The sequence below is a fragment of the Pseudomonas sp. LjRoot71 genome (assembly GCF_964253255.1).
Lineage (GTDB): Bacteria > Pseudomonadota > Gammaproteobacteria > Pseudomonadales > Pseudomonadaceae > Aquipseudomonas.
Genome location: NZ_CAXURA020000001.1, coordinates 1009655 through 1027819 on the forward strand (window position 1 = coordinate 1009655; position 18165 = coordinate 1027819).

The 18165-nt window shown below is 60.6% G+C and carries 19 protein-coding genes, 2 pseudogenes and 1 riboswitch; of the genes and pseudogenes, 10 read left to right on the forward strand and 11 right to left on the reverse strand.

The features are described from left to right. Positions 1–23: 23 nt before the first annotated feature. From dnaJ to grpE, 3 genes and pseudogenes are all read right to left on the reverse strand, one after another. Positions 24–1160 (reverse strand): molecular chaperone DnaJ, encoded by a 1137-nt coding sequence (gene dnaJ / locus ACSQ17_RS04800; protein ID WP_436067800.1) that lies wholly within the window; start codon positions 1158–1160, stop codon positions 24–26. Between the two features lie 122 nt (positions 1161–1282). Next, the gene (dnaK, locus tag ACSQ17_RS04805) at positions 1283–3199 is read right to left on the reverse strand and encodes a molecular chaperone DnaK (protein WP_436067801.1); all 1917 of its coding nucleotides are present in this window, start codon (positions 3197–3199) and stop codon (positions 1283–1285) included. A gap of 99 nt (positions 3200–3298) precedes the next feature. Next, positions 3299–3871: pseudogene (gene grpE / locus ACSQ17_RS04810) on the reverse strand (nucleotide exchange factor GrpE); the annotation flags it as partial. 152 nt (positions 3872–4023) lie between these two features. Between grpE and recN the strand changes: the two are divergent. Further along, entirely contained in the window at positions 4024–5697 is a 1674-nt protein-coding gene (gene recN, locus ACSQ17_RS04815; protein WP_436067802.1) for a DNA repair protein RecN, read from the forward strand. 59 nt (positions 5698–5756) lie between these two features. On the opposite strand, the gene fur is transcribed toward recN, so the two are convergent. Further along, a complete protein-coding gene (gene fur / locus ACSQ17_RS04820) occupies positions 5757–6161 on the reverse strand; it encodes a ferric iron uptake transcriptional regulator (protein ID WP_233686430.1) in 405 nt (134 codons plus the stop codon). Positions 6162–6258: 97 nt separating this feature from the next. Between fur and ACSQ17_RS04825 the strand changes: the two genes are divergently transcribed. Beyond that, the gene (locus ACSQ17_RS04825) at positions 6259–6777 is read left to right on the forward strand and encodes an outer membrane protein assembly factor BamE (protein WP_233686429.1); all 519 of its coding nucleotides are present in this window, start codon (positions 6259–6261) and stop codon (positions 6775–6777) included. Between the two features lie 66 nt (positions 6778–6843). On the opposite strand, the gene ACSQ17_RS04830 is transcribed toward ACSQ17_RS04825, so the two are convergent. Both ACSQ17_RS04830 and ACSQ17_RS04835 read right to left on the reverse strand, forming a co-directional pair. Then, complete coding sequence (locus ACSQ17_RS04830) at positions 6844–7170, reverse strand: RnfH family protein (RefSeq protein WP_436067803.1); 327 nt, start codon at positions 7168–7170, stop codon at positions 6844–6846. Continuing rightward, positions 7163–7597 carry a type II toxin-antitoxin system RatA family toxin gene (locus tag ACSQ17_RS04835; RefSeq protein WP_436067804.1) on the reverse strand — a complete coding sequence of 145 codons (435 nt, stop codon included), beginning with the start codon at positions 7595–7597 and terminating at the stop codon, positions 7163–7165. Before ACSQ17_RS04835 ends, ACSQ17_RS04830 begins: the two co-directional genes overlap by 8 nt. Positions 7598–7831: 234 nt before the next feature. Between ACSQ17_RS04835 and smpB the strand changes: the two genes are divergently transcribed. Continuing rightward, complete coding sequence (smpB, locus tag ACSQ17_RS04840; protein ID WP_436067805.1) at positions 7832–8314, forward strand: SsrA-binding protein SmpB; 483 nt, start codon at positions 7832–7834, stop codon at positions 8312–8314. Positions 8315–8374: 60 nt separating this feature from the next. Here the strand turns inward: smpB and ACSQ17_RS04845 are convergent, their stop codons facing one another. Continuing rightward, positions 8375–9004: a LysE family transporter gene (locus ACSQ17_RS04845; RefSeq protein ID WP_436067806.1), complete on the reverse strand. Its 630-nt coding sequence runs from the start codon at positions 9002–9004 to the stop codon at positions 8375–8377. A gap of 82 nt (positions 9005–9086) precedes the next feature. On the opposite strand from ACSQ17_RS04845, the gene ACSQ17_RS04850 reads away from it, so the two are divergent. From ACSQ17_RS04850 to ACSQ17_RS04865, 4 genes are all read left to right on the forward strand, one after another. Beyond that, complete coding sequence (locus tag ACSQ17_RS04850; protein WP_436067807.1) at positions 9087–10052, forward strand: 2-hydroxyacid dehydrogenase; 966 nt, start codon at positions 9087–9089, stop codon at positions 10050–10052. Between the two features lie 28 nt (positions 10053–10080). Then, entirely contained in the window at positions 10081–11079 is a 999-nt protein-coding gene (locus ACSQ17_RS04855; protein WP_436067808.1) for a methyltransferase, read from the forward strand. Positions 11080–11115: 36 nt separating this feature from the next. Further along, a riboswitch (yybP-ykoY riboswitch) is annotated at positions 11116–11303 on the forward strand. A gap of 23 nt (positions 11304–11326) precedes the next feature. Continuing rightward, positions 11327–11911: a TMEM165/GDT1 family protein gene (locus tag ACSQ17_RS04860; RefSeq protein WP_436067809.1), complete on the forward strand. Its 585-nt coding sequence runs from the start codon at positions 11327–11329 to the stop codon at positions 11909–11911. 104 nt (positions 11912–12015) lie between these two features. Further along, positions 12016–12459, forward strand: a complete 444-nt coding sequence (locus ACSQ17_RS04865; RefSeq protein WP_422910125.1) for an ester cyclase — start codon at positions 12016–12018, stop codon at positions 12457–12459. A 57-nt stretch (positions 12460–12516) separates the two neighbouring features. On the opposite strand, the gene ACSQ17_RS04870 is transcribed toward ACSQ17_RS04865, so the two are convergent. Then, positions 12517–13329: a M48 family metallopeptidase gene (locus ACSQ17_RS04870; RefSeq protein ID WP_436067810.1), complete on the reverse strand. Its 813-nt coding sequence runs from the start codon at positions 13327–13329 to the stop codon at positions 12517–12519. A gap of 1264 nt (positions 13330–14593) precedes the next feature. Between ACSQ17_RS04870 and ACSQ17_RS04875 the strand changes: the two are divergent. Both ACSQ17_RS04875 and ACSQ17_RS04880 read left to right on the forward strand, forming a co-directional pair. Continuing rightward, positions 14594–14797 (forward strand): annotated as a pseudogene (locus ACSQ17_RS04875) (HAMP domain-containing protein); the annotation flags it as partial. A gap of 111 nt (positions 14798–14908) precedes the next feature. Then, a complete protein-coding gene (locus ACSQ17_RS04880) occupies positions 14909–15652 on the forward strand; it encodes a methyl-accepting chemotaxis protein (RefSeq protein ID WP_436070430.1) in 744 nt (247 codons plus the stop codon). Between the two features lie 65 nt (positions 15653–15717). On the opposite strand, the gene ACSQ17_RS04885 is transcribed toward ACSQ17_RS04880, so the two are convergent. Genes ACSQ17_RS04885 through ACSQ17_RS04895 form a run of 3 tightly spaced genes read right to left on the reverse strand, consistent with a single transcriptional unit; the run spans position 15718 to position 16831 of the window. Further along, complete coding sequence (locus tag ACSQ17_RS04885; RefSeq protein ID WP_436067811.1) at positions 15718–16338, reverse strand: SOS response-associated peptidase; 621 nt, start codon at positions 16336–16338, stop codon at positions 15718–15720. Positions 16339–16388: 50 nt separating this feature from the next. After that, complete coding sequence (locus tag ACSQ17_RS04890) at positions 16389–16649, reverse strand: putative signal transducing protein (protein ID WP_436067812.1); 261 nt, start codon at positions 16647–16649, stop codon at positions 16389–16391. Beyond that, positions 16649–16831, reverse strand: a complete 183-nt coding sequence (locus ACSQ17_RS04895; protein ID WP_436067813.1) for a CPXCG motif-containing cysteine-rich protein — start codon at positions 16829–16831, stop codon at positions 16649–16651. Before ACSQ17_RS04895 ends, ACSQ17_RS04890 begins: the two co-directional genes overlap by 1 nt. Before the next feature lie 127 nt (positions 16832–16958). Here ACSQ17_RS04895 and ACSQ17_RS04900 point away from each other — a divergent pair, with 127 nt between their 5' ends. After that, positions 16959–18125, forward strand: a complete 1167-nt coding sequence (locus ACSQ17_RS04900) for a 1-acyl-sn-glycerol-3-phosphate acyltransferase (RefSeq protein WP_436067814.1) — start codon at positions 16959–16961, stop codon at positions 18123–18125. Positions 18126–18165 lie beyond the last annotated feature (40 nt).

Sequence of the window (18165 nt, forward strand, 5' to 3'; positions counted from 1 at the left end):
AGCGCGCAGCCTGTCAGCGGGATTTACAGGTCGCCAAAGAAGCGCTTAACGCCCTCGAACCAGCCATTGGCTTTCGGCGAGTGCGAGCTGTCGCCTTCCAGGGTCTTGCGGAACTCATCAAGCAGTTCGCGCTGACGACGATCCAGGTTGACCGGGGTCTCCACTGCCACCTTGCACATCAAATCGCCGGCACCACCACCACGCACCGGCGCCACGCCCTTGCCGCGCAGGCGGAACATCTTGCCGGTCTGCGTGCCTTCCGGGATTTTCAGCTTGACCCGGCCGTCGAGGGTCGGCACTTCCAGCTCGCCGCCCAGCGCCGCATCGGCAAAGCTGATCGGCACTTCGCAATACAAGTGCTTGCCGTCACGCTGGAAAATCGCGTGCTCGCGCACATTCACCACCACGTACAGGTCGCCTGACGGGCCACCCATGGCACCCGCCTCACCTTCGCCGGACAGACGAATGCGATCACCGGTATCGACGCCCGCTGGCACCTTAACCGACAGGGTCTTGTGCTCTTCCACTCGGCCATGACCGTGGCAGGAACCGCACGGGTCAGTGATCATCTTGCCGCTGCCGTGGCAACGCGGACAGGTCTGCTGCACCGAGAAGAAGCCCTGCTGCATGCGCACCTGGCCAATGCCACCACAGGTGGTACAGGTCACTGGCGTAGTACCCTTCTTCGCCCCCGACCCATCGCACGGTTTGCAGTTGACCAGGGTCGGTACGCGAATGGTCACCGTAGTGCCACGCACTGCTTCTTCCAGGTCCAGCTCCAAGGTGTAACGCAGGTCACTGCCACGCTGCGCACCGCCGCGCTGACCACCACGACCGCCGCCACCACCAAAGAAGTCGCTGAACACATCGCCAAAAATATCGGAGAAGTTCGCCCCACCGAAACCCGCGCCACCGCCACCGCCGCCCATCTGCGGATCGACACCGGCATGGCCGTACTGGTCATAGGCCGAGCGTTTGGCAGCATCGGAGAGCACTTCGTAAGCCTCGTTGGCTTCCTTGAACTTCTCTTCCGAGGCTTTATCGTCGGGATTGCGGTCCGGGTGGTACTTCATGGCCAGGCGGCGGTAAGCCTTTTTCAGCTCCGCTTCGCTGGCACCGCGCTCGACACCGAGCACCTCGTAATAGTCACGTTTAGCCATAAGTCTTCAACACCTTCAAATCGTCTACTCCAGACACGCCAACGCGGGAGCAAGCTCCCGCGCGGCGGATCATGCCGAGTGTGACGTGCGCCACGCCCGGCCAGAGCGGCATAAGCTTGCGCTTACTTGTTGTCTTTGACCTCTTCGAACTCAGCGTCGACCACGTCGTCCGCTGCGTCCTTGGCTTGTTCACCACCGGCCGACTGGGCACCCGGCTGTGGCTGCTCGGCATACATTTTTTGCGCCAGCGGTGCAGTCACTTCGGACAGCGCCGTCATCTTGGCTTCGATCTCGGCCTTGTCGTCGCCCTTGATCGCCACTTCCAGTGCGCTCAGTGCGGTTTCGATAGCCGCTTTCTCGTCAGCCGTAGCCTTGTCGCCCGCTTCGGTGATCATCTTGCGGGTGGCATGCACCAGTTGATCGCCCTGGTTACGCGCACCGGCCAGTTCCTCGAACTTGCGGTCTTCCTCAGCATTGGCCTCGGCGTCACGCACCATTTGCTGGATCTCTTCCTCGGACAGACCGGAGTTGGCCTTGATCACGATGGACTGCGACTTACCAGTGGCCTTGTCTTTCGCGCTGACGTGCAGGATACCGTTGGCGTCGATGTCGAAGGTCACTTCGATCTGCGGCACACCGCGCGGCGCTGGCGGAATCTCGGCCAGGTCGAATTTGCCCAGCGACTTGTTACCGCTGGCCTGCTTACGCTCACCTTGCAGCACGTGAATGGTCACCGCGCCCTGGTTGTCGTCAGCAGTGGAGAACACCTGCGACTTTTTGGTCGGGATGGTGGTGTTCTTTTCGATCAGCGCAGTCATCACGCCGCCCATGGTTTCGATACCCAGAGTCAGCGGGCTGACGTCCAGCAGCAGTACGTCCTTGACGTCACCAGCCAGTACCGCGCCCTGAATGGCTGCACCCATGGCTACGGCTTCGTCGGGGTTGACGTCCTTGCGGGCTTCTTTGCCGAAGAAGTCAGCCACGGTTTTCTGCACCAGCGGCATACGGGTCTGACCACCGACCAGAATCACGTCGTTGATCGAACCCACGTCGATGCCGGCATCTTTCAGTGCGATGCGGCAAGGCTCGATGGTGCGCTGCACCAGGTCCTCAACCAGGGCTTCCAGCTTGGCGCGGGAAATCTTCACATTGAGGTGCTTCGGCCCGCTCGCGTCTGCAGTGATGTACGGTAGGTTGACGTCGGTCGACTGACTGGAAGACAGCTCGATCTTGGCCTTCTCAGCAGCTTCTTTCAGGCGCTGCATGGCCAGCGGGTCACCCTTGAGGTTCATGCCGCTTTCTTTCTTGAACTCGTCAACGAGGTAGTCGATCAGACGAATGTCAAAGTCTTCACCGCCAAGGAAAGTGTCACCGTTGGTGGCCAACACCTCGAATTGGTGCTCGCCATCGACTTCAGCGATTTCGATCACCGACACGTCGAAGGTACCGCCACCCAGGTCATAGACGATCACGGTGTGGTCGCCCTTGGCCTTGTCCATACCGTAGGCCAGCGCGGCGGCGGTCGGTTCGTTGATGATGCGCTTGACGTCCAGACCGGCAATACGACCGGCATCCTTGGTGGCCTGGCGCTGGCTGTCGTTGAAGTAAGCCGGAACAGTGATCACAGCCTCAGTAACCGCCTCACCGAGGTAGTCTTCGGCGGTCTTCTTCATCTTCTTCAGCACTTCGGCGCTGATTTGCGGCGGTGCCATTTTCTGGCCGTTAACCTCAACCCAGGCGTCACCGTTGTCCGCCTTGGCGATCTTGTACGGCACCATCTGGATGTCTTTCTGCACGACATCCTCTTCAAAACGACGACCGATCAGACGCTTTACCGCGTACAGGGTGTTGTGCGGGTTGGTCACTGCCTGGCGCTTGGCCGACTGACCGACCAGGATTTCGCCATCATTGGCGTAAGCGATGATCGACGGCGTGGTGCGTGCGCCTTCGGCGTTCTCGATAACCTTGACGGTGCCGTTTTCCAGAATAGAGACGCAGGAGTTGGTGGTCCCCAGGTCGATACCAATAATTTTGCCCATATTCACTCTCCCGAAACTTTGATAATTCCGTCGCTGTAACTGATCAGCGGCGGTAGCACTAAAACGCTTGACTGTTTAATGGGGGCTGCTTGACGAATTTCAAGCCTGCTCATCAATCGATGGCGGCGCTTCGGCCGGCGCCTTGCTGACCACCACCATGGCGGGGCGCAGCAGGCGACCGTTAAGCAGATAGCCCTTCTGGAACACCTTGAGCACGCTGTTGGGCTCAACATGGGTGCTTTCCTGCAACGCCATGGCCTGGTGATGCTCAGGGTTGAACGGCGCACCGTGCGGATCAATCGCCTCCAGCTGGAAACGCTTGAGGGTGTCGTGGAACAGCTTGAGCGTCAGTTCCATGCCTTCACGCACCGCCTTGATCGCCTCATCGTCCGGATTCGACAGCTCAAGACCACGTTCCAGGCTGTCCACCACCGGCAGCAGGTCGTTGGCAAATTTTTCCAGGGCGAACTTGTGCGCCTTCTCGACATCCTGCTCGGCGCGGCGGCGCACGTTCTGCAGATCGGCAGCCATGCGCAGCGACTGATCCTGCGCAGTGGCCAGTTGCTCTTCCAGCGCTTGCACGCGGGCAACCAGGTCATCGCCCGCAGCCGCGTCGGCAGCTTTTTGTACGTCGGGGTTCTGCGTATCCAGGGTCTGTTCGTCAGCCATGCGTCTCTCCTCTTGAAATTCGACGCGAGCCTCAACTCACGTGTCTGACCGCTATATGGGGCCAAAAAATGTGGTTTCAAGGACCGCGGATGGATTGTCAGCCCACAAAAAAACACTGTATAAATAACCAGACATGAACTTGGGAGGCCCTCACCATGCTGGTGCACCTGTCCGTACACAACTACGCCATCGTTGAACACCTTGATCTAGAGCTGGACACCGGCATGAGCGTGATCAGCGGCGAGACCGGTGCAGGCAAATCGATCATGCTCGACGCCCTCGGCCTGACCCTGGGTGATCGCGCTGACAGTGGCGTGGTACGACCCGGCGCGGACAAGGCCGACATCCTCGCCAGCTTTGACCTGGCCGATATCCCCGAAGCCCGGGCCTGGCTGGCCGAACGCGATCTGGACAATGACGGCCCCTGCATCCTGCGCCGAGTGATCACCGCCGAAGGCCGCTCGCGCGGCTATATCAATGGCGCCCCCTGCCCACAAGGTGACCTCAAAGCCCTGGGCGAACTGCTGATCGACATCCACAGCCAGCATGAACACCAGTCGCTGCTCAAGGCCGACACCCACCGCCGTCTGCTCGACGAGTACGCTGGCAGCCAGGAGCTGGCGCGCCAGGTGCAACTCGCCGCGCAGCGCTGGAAGCAGACGCGCAACGAACTGGAGCGCGTTTCCAATATCGGCGACGAACAGCGTGCCCGTCACCAACTACTCAGCTATCAGTTGGAAGAACTCGACAACTTGGCCCTGGGCGAAGACGAACTTGAGCAGCTAGAACAAGAACACAAGAACCTGACCAACGCCGAAAGCCTACTCAGCGCCTGCCGCCTGGTGATCGAACAATGCAGCGAGAATGATGCGGGCAACGTGCTGTCCGCCCTGACCAGCAGCCTGAATCGCCTCGGCGCATTCAAGGGCCAGCCAGGCGCCCTGAGCGAAGCCAGCAACCTGCTGGCCAGCGCACAAATCCAGATCGAAGAAGCGGTTGGTGAGCTCAATCGTTTCCTCGACCACTTCGAGGCTGACCCGGAACGCCTGCAACAGATGGAAGAACGCCTGGACGCGATCTACACCCTGGCGCGCAAACACCGCATTCAACCCAGCGAACTGAGCGCGATGCAGCAGCAGCTGTTCGAAGAACTGGAGAGCCTGAATGCCGATGACCAGGCCGCCGAACGCCTGAGCGAAGAATTGGCCGCTTTTGAACGACACTACCAGGAAAAAGCCGCCGAACTGAGCGCGTTGCGCCATAGCGCTGCCAGCCAGCTGGCCAGCGCAGTCGAACAAGAAATGCAGACCCTCGGCATGCCCGGCGGACGCTTCACCATCAAGCTGACGACCAACACCAGCAGTGAGCCGCAGCCTAATGGTCTTGAGCAGCTGGAATTTCTGGTCAGCGCCAACCCCGGCCAACCGCTGAAAGCCCTGGCCAAAGTAGCCTCAGGCGGTGAACTGTCACGCATCAGCCTGGCGATTCAGGTGATCACCGCACAAACCTCGCGGGTGCCCACACTGGTTTTCGACGAAGTCGATGTGGGTATCGGCGGCCCCACCGCTGAAGTGGTCGGGCAACTGCTGCGCCGCCTCGGTGAACGCGGTCAGGTGCTGACGGTTACCCACTTGCCGCAGGTTGCCGCACAAGGCCATCAGCACCTATTCGTGCACAAGGTACGTGACAGCGATGCCACCCGTACCGCGGTCAGCAAGCTAACTCCCGCCGAACGCGTCGAGGAAATCGCACGCATGCTCGGCGGCGTTGATCTCACCGAAGAGTCCCTGGCCCACGCGCGACAAATGGTCAGCAGCGCCCAAGCCTGATCAATCCGCCACAATGCAAAAAGGCGACCCGAGGGTCGCCTTTTTCATAGCAGTCGCAATCAGCTTTTCTTGCGTACGTACAGCACCAGATTGTGATCGACCAGCTCAAAACCGTGCTCTTTGACGATTTCTTTCTGACGTCTCTCGATCTCGGGATCAAAGAACTCGATCACCTCACCCGAGTCGACGCATACCATATGGTCGTGGTGCCCGCTGTCAGCCAGTTCAAATACTGCGTGACCGCCATCGAAGTTGTGGCGCACCACCAGACCCGCGGCTTCGAACTGAGTCAGTACACGGTAAACAGTGGCCAGGCCAACATCGTCGCCCGCCTCCATCAGGGATTTGTAAACGTCTTCTGCACTCATATGGCGCTGACCGGCCGAGTCGAGCATTTGCAGAATCTTGACCCGTGGCAGGGTCACTTTCAGGCCAGCCTTGCGTAGTTCGCTATTTTCAACCATGGTCTGCTTTCTCGCGGAAGCGGCTTCGCAGCTTCCCTTATTGCGGGTATGATCCGGGTTTATGTTGCCCAGCCAAGATAGTGGAAGTCACCCTCCGATGCAAAAAACCAAGCTCCTGCTGACCAGCCTCACCCTCACGGGGCTACTCGCACTCGCCGGTTGTTCATTCCCCGGGGTTTATAAAATCGACATTCAACAGGGCAATGTCGTGACGCAGGACATGATAGACCAGTTGCGCCCAGGAATGACCCGCAAACAAGTGCGGTTTATCATGGGTAACCCACTGCTGACTGACACCTTCCACGCCAATCGTTGGGACTATCTCTACAGCATCCAGCCCGGCGGCGGTCAACGTCTGCAAGAGCGCGTCAGCGTCAACTTCAACGCCGACGACCAACTGGTAGGCCTATCCGGTGACTTTATGCCGGGCGTCAGCCGTGATCAGGCGATTCTCGGTGAAGACAGCGGCGTCACCACTCCACAGACGACCCAACAGCCAAAAGCCGAAGAGAAGCCAGCACCTGGCTCACTGCTTGAGCAGATTCAACGCGAAGTGGACGATGTAAAAGTGGTTCCAGTGCCTGTACCAGAACCCCTGGAAAGCACACCGCAGTAATATTCGCTCATATAAAAAGCCCGGACGTGTCCGGGCTTTTTCGTTTCAGGGTGACCTGTTCAGCACTCAGTTTCCGCCGCCCTCAGCTCTGGCTTGTGCCGCTTTGGCTGCGCGCTGTTTGCGCACCTCTTTTGGATCAGCGATCAGCGGTCGGTAGATTTCCACCCGCTCACCGTCTTCCAGCATCCGCTCATCCGGCTTGCTGACGACTTTGCCAAAGATGCCAAGCGGGCTGTTCTGCACATCCACATCCAGTTCGGGGAAATGCGCTTGCATACCGGACTGCAAGGCGGCCTGACGCACCGTGGTACCGTGCGGCAGGCTCAGGCGCAGCAGTTTCTGCTTGTCAGCCAGGGCATAAACCACTTCAACCACAATGTTCGGCTTATCCATAGAGTTGCTTGGCCCGTTGGCAGAAGGCATCCACCAGCGTATTGGTGGCCTGATTGAACAAAGGCCCCAGCGTCGCCCGCACCAGCGGCCCGGCGTAGTCGAACGTCAGATCCAGACTGATCTTGCAGGCCTTGTCACCCAGCGCCTTGAACTCCCACTGGCCATATAGCTGGGTAAACGGCCCTTCGACCAGGTTCAGCTTGATCAACTCCCCTGGCACTAGGGTATTGGCTGTGACGAAGCGCTGACTCAAACCGCCCTTGGCCACCGCCAGGCTGGCGCGCATATGGGTTGCGCTGACATCCAGCACTTCACTGGCCGAACACCAGGGGAGGAACTGCGGGTAGCTGGCCACGTCATTGACCAGATCAAACAACGCCTGGGCCGGATAAGGCAGCAGCGCCGAACGCTGAATATGGGTACTCATAACGCAATCACTTCACTTAACCGTCTGCAGGCCATTGGCACTGCCATGGAAACCGCCACCCGAAAGGCACGGCCATACGAATCAGCCACTGACCAGGCACTTGATACGCTGCGTCATCAGCGCGGCAATTATACCCAGCAATGCAACGCAGAACCGTTTTCGCTGTAACAGCGGCCGTGTTGCCGTATCGCACACATAGCGCCCGCGTCAGTGACTCCCTATAATGCGCGCCCTATGGCTAAACAAAAGAAACATCCGCAAGGCACCATCGCGCAAAACAAGAAGGCGATGCACGACTACTTCGTCGAATCCAGGTTCGAGGCCGGCTTGGTTCTGTCCGGCTGGGAAGTGAAAAGTCTGCGCGCCGGCAAGGCTCAGCTGGTCGACAGCTACGTGCTGCTCAAGGACGGCGAAGCCTGGCTGATGGGTTGCCACATCACGCCCCTGAAAACCGCCAGCACCCACGTGATTGCGGACCCAACCCGCACCCGTAAGCTGCTGCTGAACAAGCGCGAGCTGGATAAGCTGTTCGGCTCCGTACAGCAGAAAGGCTACACCTGCGTGGCCACGTCGCTGTACTGGAAGGCACACCTGATCAAGTGCGAAATCGCCCTGGCCAAGGGCAAGAAGGATTTCGACAAGCGCCATACCGAGAAAGAGCGCGACGCCGACCGCGAAGTGCAGCGCGCCATGCGCAGCAAAGGCAAAGACGAGTAAGCCCACCGATTAAACGAAAAGCCCCGCAAACGCGGGGCTTTTTCGTGGCAGGCAGCAGGCCTAGCGCAACTCGCTGAAAGCCAGTTTCACTCCAAGCCCTACCAGCACTGCGCCCATCAGGCGATCAAACCAGTGGCCCAGCCTTGCAAAACCGGCACGCACCCGCTGATGGCTAAACAGCTGGGCGACCATGCAGAACCACAGCGCCGTCGCTACCGCGAGGTAGATGCCATAGCCTGCTTGCACCGGCAACGGCGTATGCGGATTGATCACCACAGTAAACAGCGACAGGAAGAACAGCGTGGCTTTGGGGTTCAGGCCGTTGGTTACAAACCCCGCGACAAACGCCGCACGCGGTGAGCGCCCCGCTACCTCCAGACTCAACGCTGCCTCACTGGGCGCCGCCGGCTTGGCACGCAATGCACGAATGCCGATATACAGCAGATAGCCTGCCGCCAGCCATTTCAGCGCATTGAACAGCACAATCGACTGCGACACGATCAGGCCAATCCCCAGCAGTGAATACGCCACATGGATAAAGATGCCGCAGCCCACGCCGATCGCACTGAAAACCCCGGCCCGCCGACCATGGGTCACGCTCTCGCGCACCACAATCGCGAAGTCCGGGCCTGGGCTGGCCACCGCCAACAAGTGAATCAGGGCCACAGCTAAAAACTCGGTCCAGTACATAAGGCGGCTCCGCGACGTCGAAATGATTCTGCTAGGCTCGCCACCTTACTCCCCGCCAAAACCCGCAGGATAGATACAGCTGATGAGTAACAGTCACCACGCGGTCTTTCTCGACCACCGCTCGCTCGACCTGGGCGACCTTGATTTATCCAGCCTCAGCGCCTGTTTTAGCGACTTGCAGCTGTACCCGCACAGCAATGCAAGCCAAACCATCGAACGCCTGCAGGGCGCACAGGTGGCGATCAGCAACAAGGTGCCGCTGGAGGCCAAGGTGTTCGCTGCCTGCCCAGAACTAAAGCTGGTGCTGGTGGCGGCCACCGGCACCAACCCGATTGATCTGGCGGCTGCCCGCGCCCATGGCGTCAGTGTGTGCAATTGCCAGGGTTATGGCACGCCCTCGGTGGCGCAACACACGCTGATGCTGCTATTGGCCCTGGCCACCCGCCTACCCGATTACCAACGGGACGTGCGCGCCGGCCATTGGCAACAGGCGCAGCAGTTCTGTCTGCTCGATCATCCAATCATCGAGCTGCACGGTAAAACCCTCGGCCTGCTCGGCCACGGCGAACTGGGTGGCGCGGTCGCAAAACTAGCCGAGGCCTTTGGCATGCGGGTATTGCTCGGTCAACTACCCGGCCGCCCTGCACGTGCCGACCGCCTGCCACTGGATGAACTGCTGCCTCAGGTCGATGCACTGACCCTGCATTGCCCGCTGAACAACGACACCCTGAATATGATCGACGCCCGCGAACTCAACCTGATGAAGCCCACGGCCTTTCTGATCAACACCGCGCGCGGCGGCCTGATCAACGAACAGGCCCTGGCTGACGCACTGCGTGCAGGCCACCTGGGCGGTGCGGCAACCGATGTACTGACCCAGGAGCCGCCGAAAGACGGCAACGTCCTGCTCGCGAACGACATTCCACGCCTGATCATTACCCCGCACAGCGCCTGGGGCAGCCGTGAGGCGCGGCAACGCATCGTCGGCCAACTGAGTGAAAATGCTCTGGCCTTCTTCAACGGCACGCCCATGCGCGTTGTCGGCTAAGCTACGCGACTTTTTTCAAGGAGCGCTTATGGACCCGCGAAGTGAAGTACTGCTGCGTCAGGCCGAACTGTTCAACGGCCCGCTGCTGCTTGCCGGTTTACCGGCCGATGACCTGCTCAGCCACTTCCCTGACGCCCACGGCTGGAGTTGGCACGCCGGCGAGCATGCGCTGCTCGCCGCACGCTTCACACAGCGCTGCCACCTTGGTACCCAGCCTGCAGAGCGCGAGTTCCACAGCGCTGTACTGTTCCTGCCGAAATCCCGCGAACTGACGGAGTACCTGCTCAATGCCCTGGCTGCGCGCCTGAATGGCCGCGAACTGTTTCTAGTCGGCGAAAAACGTGCGGGTATTGAACGCGCGGCCAAACAGCTGGCAGCATTCGGCCAGGCGCGTAAGCTCGACAGCGCACGCCACTGCCAACTTTGGCAGGTACGCGTTGAGCACGCCCCCGCCGCGCCGAATCTGCACAGCCTGGCCCAACGCTATGAGCTGCAACTGGCCGACGGCCCACTCAGCGTGCTCAGCCTGCCCGGCGTATTCAGCCACGGCCGTCTGGATGTCGGCAGCGCCCTGCTCCTCGAACACCTCGATGGCTTACCCAGCGGGCATATTCTGGATTTCGGTTGCGGCGCGGGTGTACTCGGTGCGGCGCTGAAACGCCGCTACCCGGATAGCCAGATCACCCTGTTGGATGTCGATGCCTTCGCCGTCGAGAGCAGCCGTCTGACCCTGGCCGCTAACGGCCTTGAGGCCGAGGTCATCAGTGGCGACGGTATCGACGCAGCGCCCACTGGACTGAGCGCCATCCTCAGCAACCCGCCGTTTCACCAGGGCGTGCACACCCATTACCAGGCCACCGAGCACCTGCTGCGCCAAGCGGCCCGGCACTTGGCCAAGCAAGGTGAGTTACGCCTGGTTGCCAACAGTTTTCTTAAATACCCACCGCTGATCGAACAGCACCTGGGTACCTGCCACACGCTGATCGACGCCAAGGGCTTTCGCATCTACCGCGCCAACAAAAGCTAAACGGCGCTTGCCCTATTGCCGATGCGCGGGCAGAATGCGCGCGTCCTAGGGGAGTAGTCTCCCGCGAGCGCCAGCTCGCCCGGCACGCGTCAACACACTTGCTCCGCAGAGCATGGCGCGTGCGACCCAAGGCCCATTCTGATGAGGCCTGCGGTTTGACAAGACCTATGACACGCACACCTTACCCGGGGCGGGGAGGCTGTACGTGTCATAGCGATCATGTTGACCCGCCCCTGTAGGAAGCCTGATGCTCGAATCCCTGTTTGTCCCAACCTTTATCGTTGCCCTCGCCGAAATTGGCGACAAGACCCAACTGCTGGCCTTGCTGCTGGCTGCGCGCTTTCGCAAACCCTGGCCAATCATCTGGGGCATCGTCGTCGCGACCCTGGCCAACCACTTTGCCGCCGGTGCGATCGGTAACTGGGTTGCCAGCTTCTTCTCCCCTGCCACCTTGAGCTGGATCCTCGCCGCCAGCTTTGTCGCCGTGGCCCTGTGGACCCTGATTCCCGACAAACTGGATGACGACGAAAGCTCCAGCTTCAAGCGCTATGGCCCATTCCTGACCACGCTGATTGCCTTCTTCCTGGCGGAAATGGGCGACAAAACCCAGGTGGCCACGGTGATGCTCGCCGCGCAGTACCCGCACTTCATTTTGGTGGTCATCGGCACCACGCTGGGCATGCTGATCGCCAACGTACCCGTGGTACTGGCGGGTAACTTTGCTGCCGAACGCTTGCCACTGACCCTGATTCGCCGCCTGGCTGCCTGCGCCTTTGCAGCATTGGCGCTGTACGCGGGGTATCAGGCGCTGAAATTCAGCGGCTTTATTTGACATCGATTTGACGCCAGGTCACTGGCGTTTCGGCCAATACTCCGGCTTCCAGACGGCTGTAAAGTGCGCAACATCCTGCCCACTCAGCCGTCAGGGAGACATGCATGTCACTGGATGATCGGAAAAAACTGGTTCGCCACCATATCGAACTGTCGTGGAACAAGGGCCGCACTGCGCTCGCCGAGCACATGCACAGCCCGGACTTTCTCTACAAAAGCTCATTTATCGGCCGACCACTGTCCAGCGCTGCCTTTGCCCAGATGGTGCAGGACATCCGCCATGCTATGCCTGACCTGCAAGTGGTGGTCGAGGAGTGCATCGCCGAGGGCGATAAAGTGGTGACCTGGAGCACCCTGATCGGCACCATCCAGAAACCCGCCTTGGGCTATCCGCCGAGTGACAAAGTGCTGAGCATTTCCGCAATGGCGTTCTGGACGCTAACACCGAGCAACGAGATCAAGGAAATCTGCACCATGTTCGACATGGAGAGTTTCCGCGCGCAACTCGGCCTGGCCACCCAACCCTTTGCCGCCAAGGCATTGCCCTAGCGCGCAAATGGCACACAAGAAAAAGCCCCCAGACGGGGGCTTTTTGCTGAGTGCGCCTTAACGCGCCTGCTCATACAGCGGCATGACCTTGGGAATCGCCGCCTGCAACGCCGCGATCCGGCTGCTGGAGGATGGGTGCGTGCTCATGAACTCCGGCGGCGCGCCTTCACTGGCGGCGGCCATCTTCTGCCACAGGCTGACGGCGGCATTGGGGTTGTAACCACCGCGGGCGGCCAGTTCCAGACCAATCAGATCGGCCTCGTTTTCATTGCCACGGCTGTTCGGCAGGGTCATGCCGTACTGCACCGCCGCATCCGCCAGAGCCATGGTATCGGCACCCAGACCGAGCAAGGCACCAGCGCCCTGTTTGGTCAGTTCGATACCGTAAGCCTTGGACATCGCCTCACGGCCGTGCTCGCGCAGCGCGTGAGCCATTTCGTGGCCCATGATCGCGGCGATCTCGTCATCGGTCAGTTTCAGCTTTTCGATGATCCCGCTGTAGAAAATGATCTTGCCGCCTGGACCACAGTTGGCGTTCAGCTCGGGGCTCTTGATCAGGTTGACCTCCCACTGCCACTGCGCCGAATCCGGGCGGAACAACGGAGCCTGCTTGATCAGACGGTCGGCAATGGTGCGCAGGCGCTTGGCATTATTACTGGTCTTATCCAGCGCGCCCTGACCCGATGCTTCGCTCAGCGTCTGCTGATAGGACTGCGCATACATCTGGTTGACCTCTTGGGTCGACAGCATGCTGAACATGTACTGCTTGCGCTCGACGCCCACGGCACCGCCACTGGTGGTATTCACAGCCTGGCATCCTGCCAGCAGCAAGGCCGCGACCAACGCGGGTAATGGCAACAACTGTTTCATGCTGAATCTCCTGGTGAACAAGGCTCGTATGCTAGGCCGCCCCTCCCGGCCGGGCAACCACCGAACTTGCAGAATGAGCAGAGGCCATCTTTTATCAGCACAAGGTGATTAAGGATTTCAGCCAAACCTGCCGATAGCCTGGGATAGGCACATACCTCTTGCCGGAGTACCCATGAAGCTCAAGTCCATCCAGTTTTCCGTTGCCGCACTGGCCGGCGCGAGCGTCCTCGCCGTGGTCGTCGCGCTGGTGCTGTACGCCCTGTTTGCCAGCAACCGAAGCCAGGTACTGGTGCAGGAACGCACCCAGGGCTTGCTTGAACAAGTAATTGAACAACGCCTGACGGCCCTGGCCCAAGCGCAGGTATTGGAGATCCAGCGCGAGTTGGAGTCCCCCCTGCAGATCACCGCCGACCTGGCACGGGTCAATGCCTTGCTGGGCATGCAGGACAGCAATGGCAGCCCCCTGCTGTCCGCCAGCCGGGAAGAGCTGGCCAATCTGGTACACGAAACCACCGCGCAGAACCCCAAACTGCTGGGCAGTTACATCGGCTGGGAGCCAAATGCCTTCGACGGCAACGACGATGTCTACGCCGGTCCCAAGGACAATGGCTACGACGGTACCGGACGCTTCATTCCCTGGTGGTTCCGCAATGCCGACGGTAGCCTGGGAATTGATTCGCTCGGCTCTCTGGAAAGTGAAACCCTGCTGCCCACTGGGGTACGCGAAGGCGAATATTACCTCTGCCCGAAAGAACGCAAACGCCCCTGCGTGATCGATCCCGCGCCCTATGACGTCGGCGGCAAGATGATCATGCTCGCCTCCTTCACCTCGCCCATTCTGGTCAACGGCGAATTCCGTGGCATTGCCGGGGCTGACCTGGCGGTGAACTTCATTCAGGAACTGCTGCTCAAGGCCAACAACCAGCTGTACGACGGCGCTGGCGAAATGGCCCTGATCGCCAACAACGGCCGCCTGGTGGCTTCGACCCAGGCCCCGGACAAACTCGGCAAGCCGGCTACCGAACTGCTCGATGCCAATGAAATGGCTAACCTGCAAGCCCTAAAGGCCGGTCAGGCCACCTACAACATCGACGAGCAGGACGACCCCGCTAAGAACCACATCGAACTGTTCCTCAGCTTCAACATCGGCAACACCGATGCGCGCTGGGTGCTGATGCTGTCGCTGCCCGTCACGACCGTCATGGCCGACCTGCACAGCATGCAGGCCGACCTGCGCGCACAGGGCGAGGCAGACACCTTTGGCATGGCTCTGGTCGGTCTGCTGATTGCAGTGATTGGTCTGCTGGTGGTGTGGTTTGTCGGCTACGGCATCGCCCGTCCGTTGAAACAGATGGTGGCAATGCTCGATGACATCGCCCAGGGCGAAGGCGACCTGACCCGCCGCCTGAGCACCGACCGCGCGGACGAACTGGGTTTGATCGCCCTCGGCTTCAACACCTTCCTGAGCAAGCTGCAGGCCATGATCAGCCAGGTGGTCACCTCGGTACAGAAGGTCAGCGACTCCTCAGAGCACACCGCCGATATCGCCATCCGCACCAACCAGGGCGTGCAGAAGCAGATGGCGGAGATCGAACTAGTCGCCACTGCCGTGCATGAAATGACCGCCACCGCCCAAGATGTGGCGCGCAATGCCACCCATGCCGCCGAGGCCGCCAACCACGCGGACCGTGCTGCCAACCAGGGCAAGCAGACGGTGCAGCATACCGCCGATGCGATCGCTGCCCTGGCCCAGGAAATCGGCCGGGCCGTGACCGTGGTGCAGACGCTGGCCAAGGACAGCGAAAACATCAACGCCATTCTGGTGGCCATCCGCGGCATTGCCGAACAGACCAACCTGCTCGCCCTCAACGCCGCCATCGAAGCCGCCCGCGCTGGCGAGCAAGGCCGTGGCTTTGCCGTGGTGGCCGACGAGGTACGCAACCTGGCGCAGAAAACCCAGCAAGCCACCGAAGAAATCCAGACCATGATCCAGCAGCTGCAACAGGGCACCCGCGATGTGGTCAAGGTGATGGAGGACAGCCAGAGCAAGACCGAGGTCAGCGTGCAGCAGGCCAGCCAGGCCGCCGCCGCGCTGGAGTCGATCACCCAAGCGGTCTCGGTGATCAACGACATGAACACGCAGATCGCCAGCGCCGCCGAGGAGCAAAGTGCCGTAGCCGAAGACATCAACCGCAACGTCACCAATATCGGCCAGGTGGCCAATGAAGTGGCCGGCGGTGCTGATGAAGCCAGCCAGGCGAGTGCCGAACTGACCAAACTGGCCGAGCAGCAGCGTCGCCTGATCAACCAGTTCAAGGTCTGATCCTGGCGGCAAGAAAAAGGGCAGGCTGCGCGGCAGCCTGCCCTTTTTCCATCGCCCAGTTCAATTCAGGCCTGCGTCAGGCACTCCGGCGCATCCAGTTTGGGATCGTTGACCAGATTAGCCAGCACCCGCTCGCGTAACTGTGGCTGCGGGCTGCCTAGCAACGCCTGCAAGTCTGTTGGTGAGGTATCCGAGTCCAGCCAGGCAGCTTGCGCCGCCTCGCTGAGAATCAACGGCCGACGCTGGCTGGCCGCCGCCTGAGTCACCACCGCCACACTGAGGTAGACATGTCCCTCAACCGGATACGCCTCCCACAACGCAGCAAAGTGCAGCAACGGCACCCCGTCACCGCTTAGCCAATACGGCCGCTTGCGCGCCGCCCCTCGCCACTCGTAAAACCCATTGGCCGGCAACAGGCCACGACGCAGACGAAACGCCTCACGAAACATCGGCTGCTCGGCCAGGGTTTCAGCCCGCGCCTGGGCTGGAGTCTTGGTCAGATCCGTCAACCAAGGCGGCGTCAGCCCCCAGCGCGCGCGCGCCAACTGGCGCTCACCCTCGACAGTGCGCAGCAGCAGCACCTGGCTATTGGGCGAGATACTCCAATGTGGCAACTGGTCAGTGGGAAAACCGGGAGTAGCCGCAAAGGCAGGCGTCCAGCGAAACAGGGCAAAGCGTCCACACATGGGCAACTCGATGGCAAAGACAAAAAGGCAGTGAATTCAGCGGGCAGGCCTCAGCAGAGCAGCGTGCCCTGGATACTTTCGGGCTCATCGCCAGGTAGCGGCAGCGCAGCATTGTACGCGGCGATCAGCTGTTGTGCGCTGCGCGCCTGTGCGTCCTCCACCATCAGCCCAAGCAGGCCGCACGCCGGCAACTCTCCCACCGCGCCGGCCAGATGCTGCCCTGTCAGATAGGCATCGATCCCTTCGCTGGCCAGCATGCCCAGCAGCAACTCGCCCTCCATCAGGTCCTGCGGCTCATAAATGCGCTGCATCAATCATTCTCCCCGCGCACATCCAGGTTCCAGTCCTCGCCGTCGGTCTGCAGCGAAAACACAATGGGCCGGCAGCACACCGGACAATCCTCGATGTACTGCTGATCACCCGCAGACAGATCAAGCAACGCCTCCACCTGCTCGCCGCAATAAGGGCACTGATAGTCCTGGCTTTCCAGCATCGCAGTCTCCTTGTGACTTGGGCGTATAATCGCCGGTCTATAGCTGGCCCTGCAGTCGCGCCACAGCCTTGGCTGAACCCGCGAGCCCAGCAGTGAGTACTTCAACAGCCAACCACCACAAGAGAGCATGATGGGCGAATTCGATGCCATCCGACCTTACGCCGACGCCGAAGTCCCTGCCGTTCTGGCGCGACTGCTGGCGGACGATGCGTTTCTCGACATCCTCACCCAGTTCCGCTTCCCGCGCCTGGCGGCACCCTTGGGTTGGCTGCTTAAACCACTTATAGCCTATCGCCTGCGTCTTGAGTTCCGTGACGTGGCGTCGGTGGCGCAATTGCAGACGCGCATCGAGAGTTATGTCGACCGCACCATCGAGCGGGCCACGGATGGGGTGACTTACTCCGGCATCGAACACCTGCAAGCGGGCCAGGCCTACCTGTTTCTCGCCAACCACCGCGACATCGTCATGGACCCGGCCTTCGTCAACTACGCCGTGTACCACGCGGGCCTGCCAACGCCGCGCATCGCCATCGGCGACAACCTGCTGCAGAAGCCTTTCGTCAGCGACCTGATGCGCCTGAACAAAAGCTTTATCGTGCACCGTTCAATCAGCGGCCGGCGCGAGAAGCTGACGGCTTACCAACTGTTGTCGGCCTATATCAATCATTCGATCCGCCATGATGGCGAATCAATCTGGATCGCCCAGGCTGAAGGCCGCGCCAAGGATGGTGATGACCGCACCGATTCAGCGATCCTCAAGATGTTCCACATGAGCCGCAAGGACGAAGCCTTCGCCGATGTGATCAACGCGCTGCGCCTGACGCCGGTGTCGATCAGCTACGAATACGATCCTTGTGATCAGGCCAAGGCCCGCGAGTTGTTTATCCGTGCCAGCAGCGGCAGCTACACCAAGGCCGCTGGCGAAGACGACCAGAGCATCGCGCTCGGCATTACCGGCTACAAAGGCCGTGTGCATGTGCACTTCGCCGCGCCGGTCAGTCAGGGCCTGGACGACAGCAAACTGCTGGCCGTCGAAATGGACCGGCAGATTCTCAGTGGTTATCGGTTATTCCCCGTGCATTACCTGGCCTACGCCATGTGGGCCGAACGCGACCCGGCGCTGGCGGTGCCGAGTGCTGCGGAACTGTTCCCTGCCGAGGAGCTGCGTGCGGCTCAAACCGAGTGGCAGCGCCGCCTGGACAACTGCCCGCTTGAGCAGCAGCCCTACCTGATCCTGCAATACGCCAACCCGGTGCGTAACCAGTATCGGATCAAGGCAGGCCTGCCGCTCTGAGCTGACTACCCCGCATAAAAAACGGCAGCCACTGGCTGCC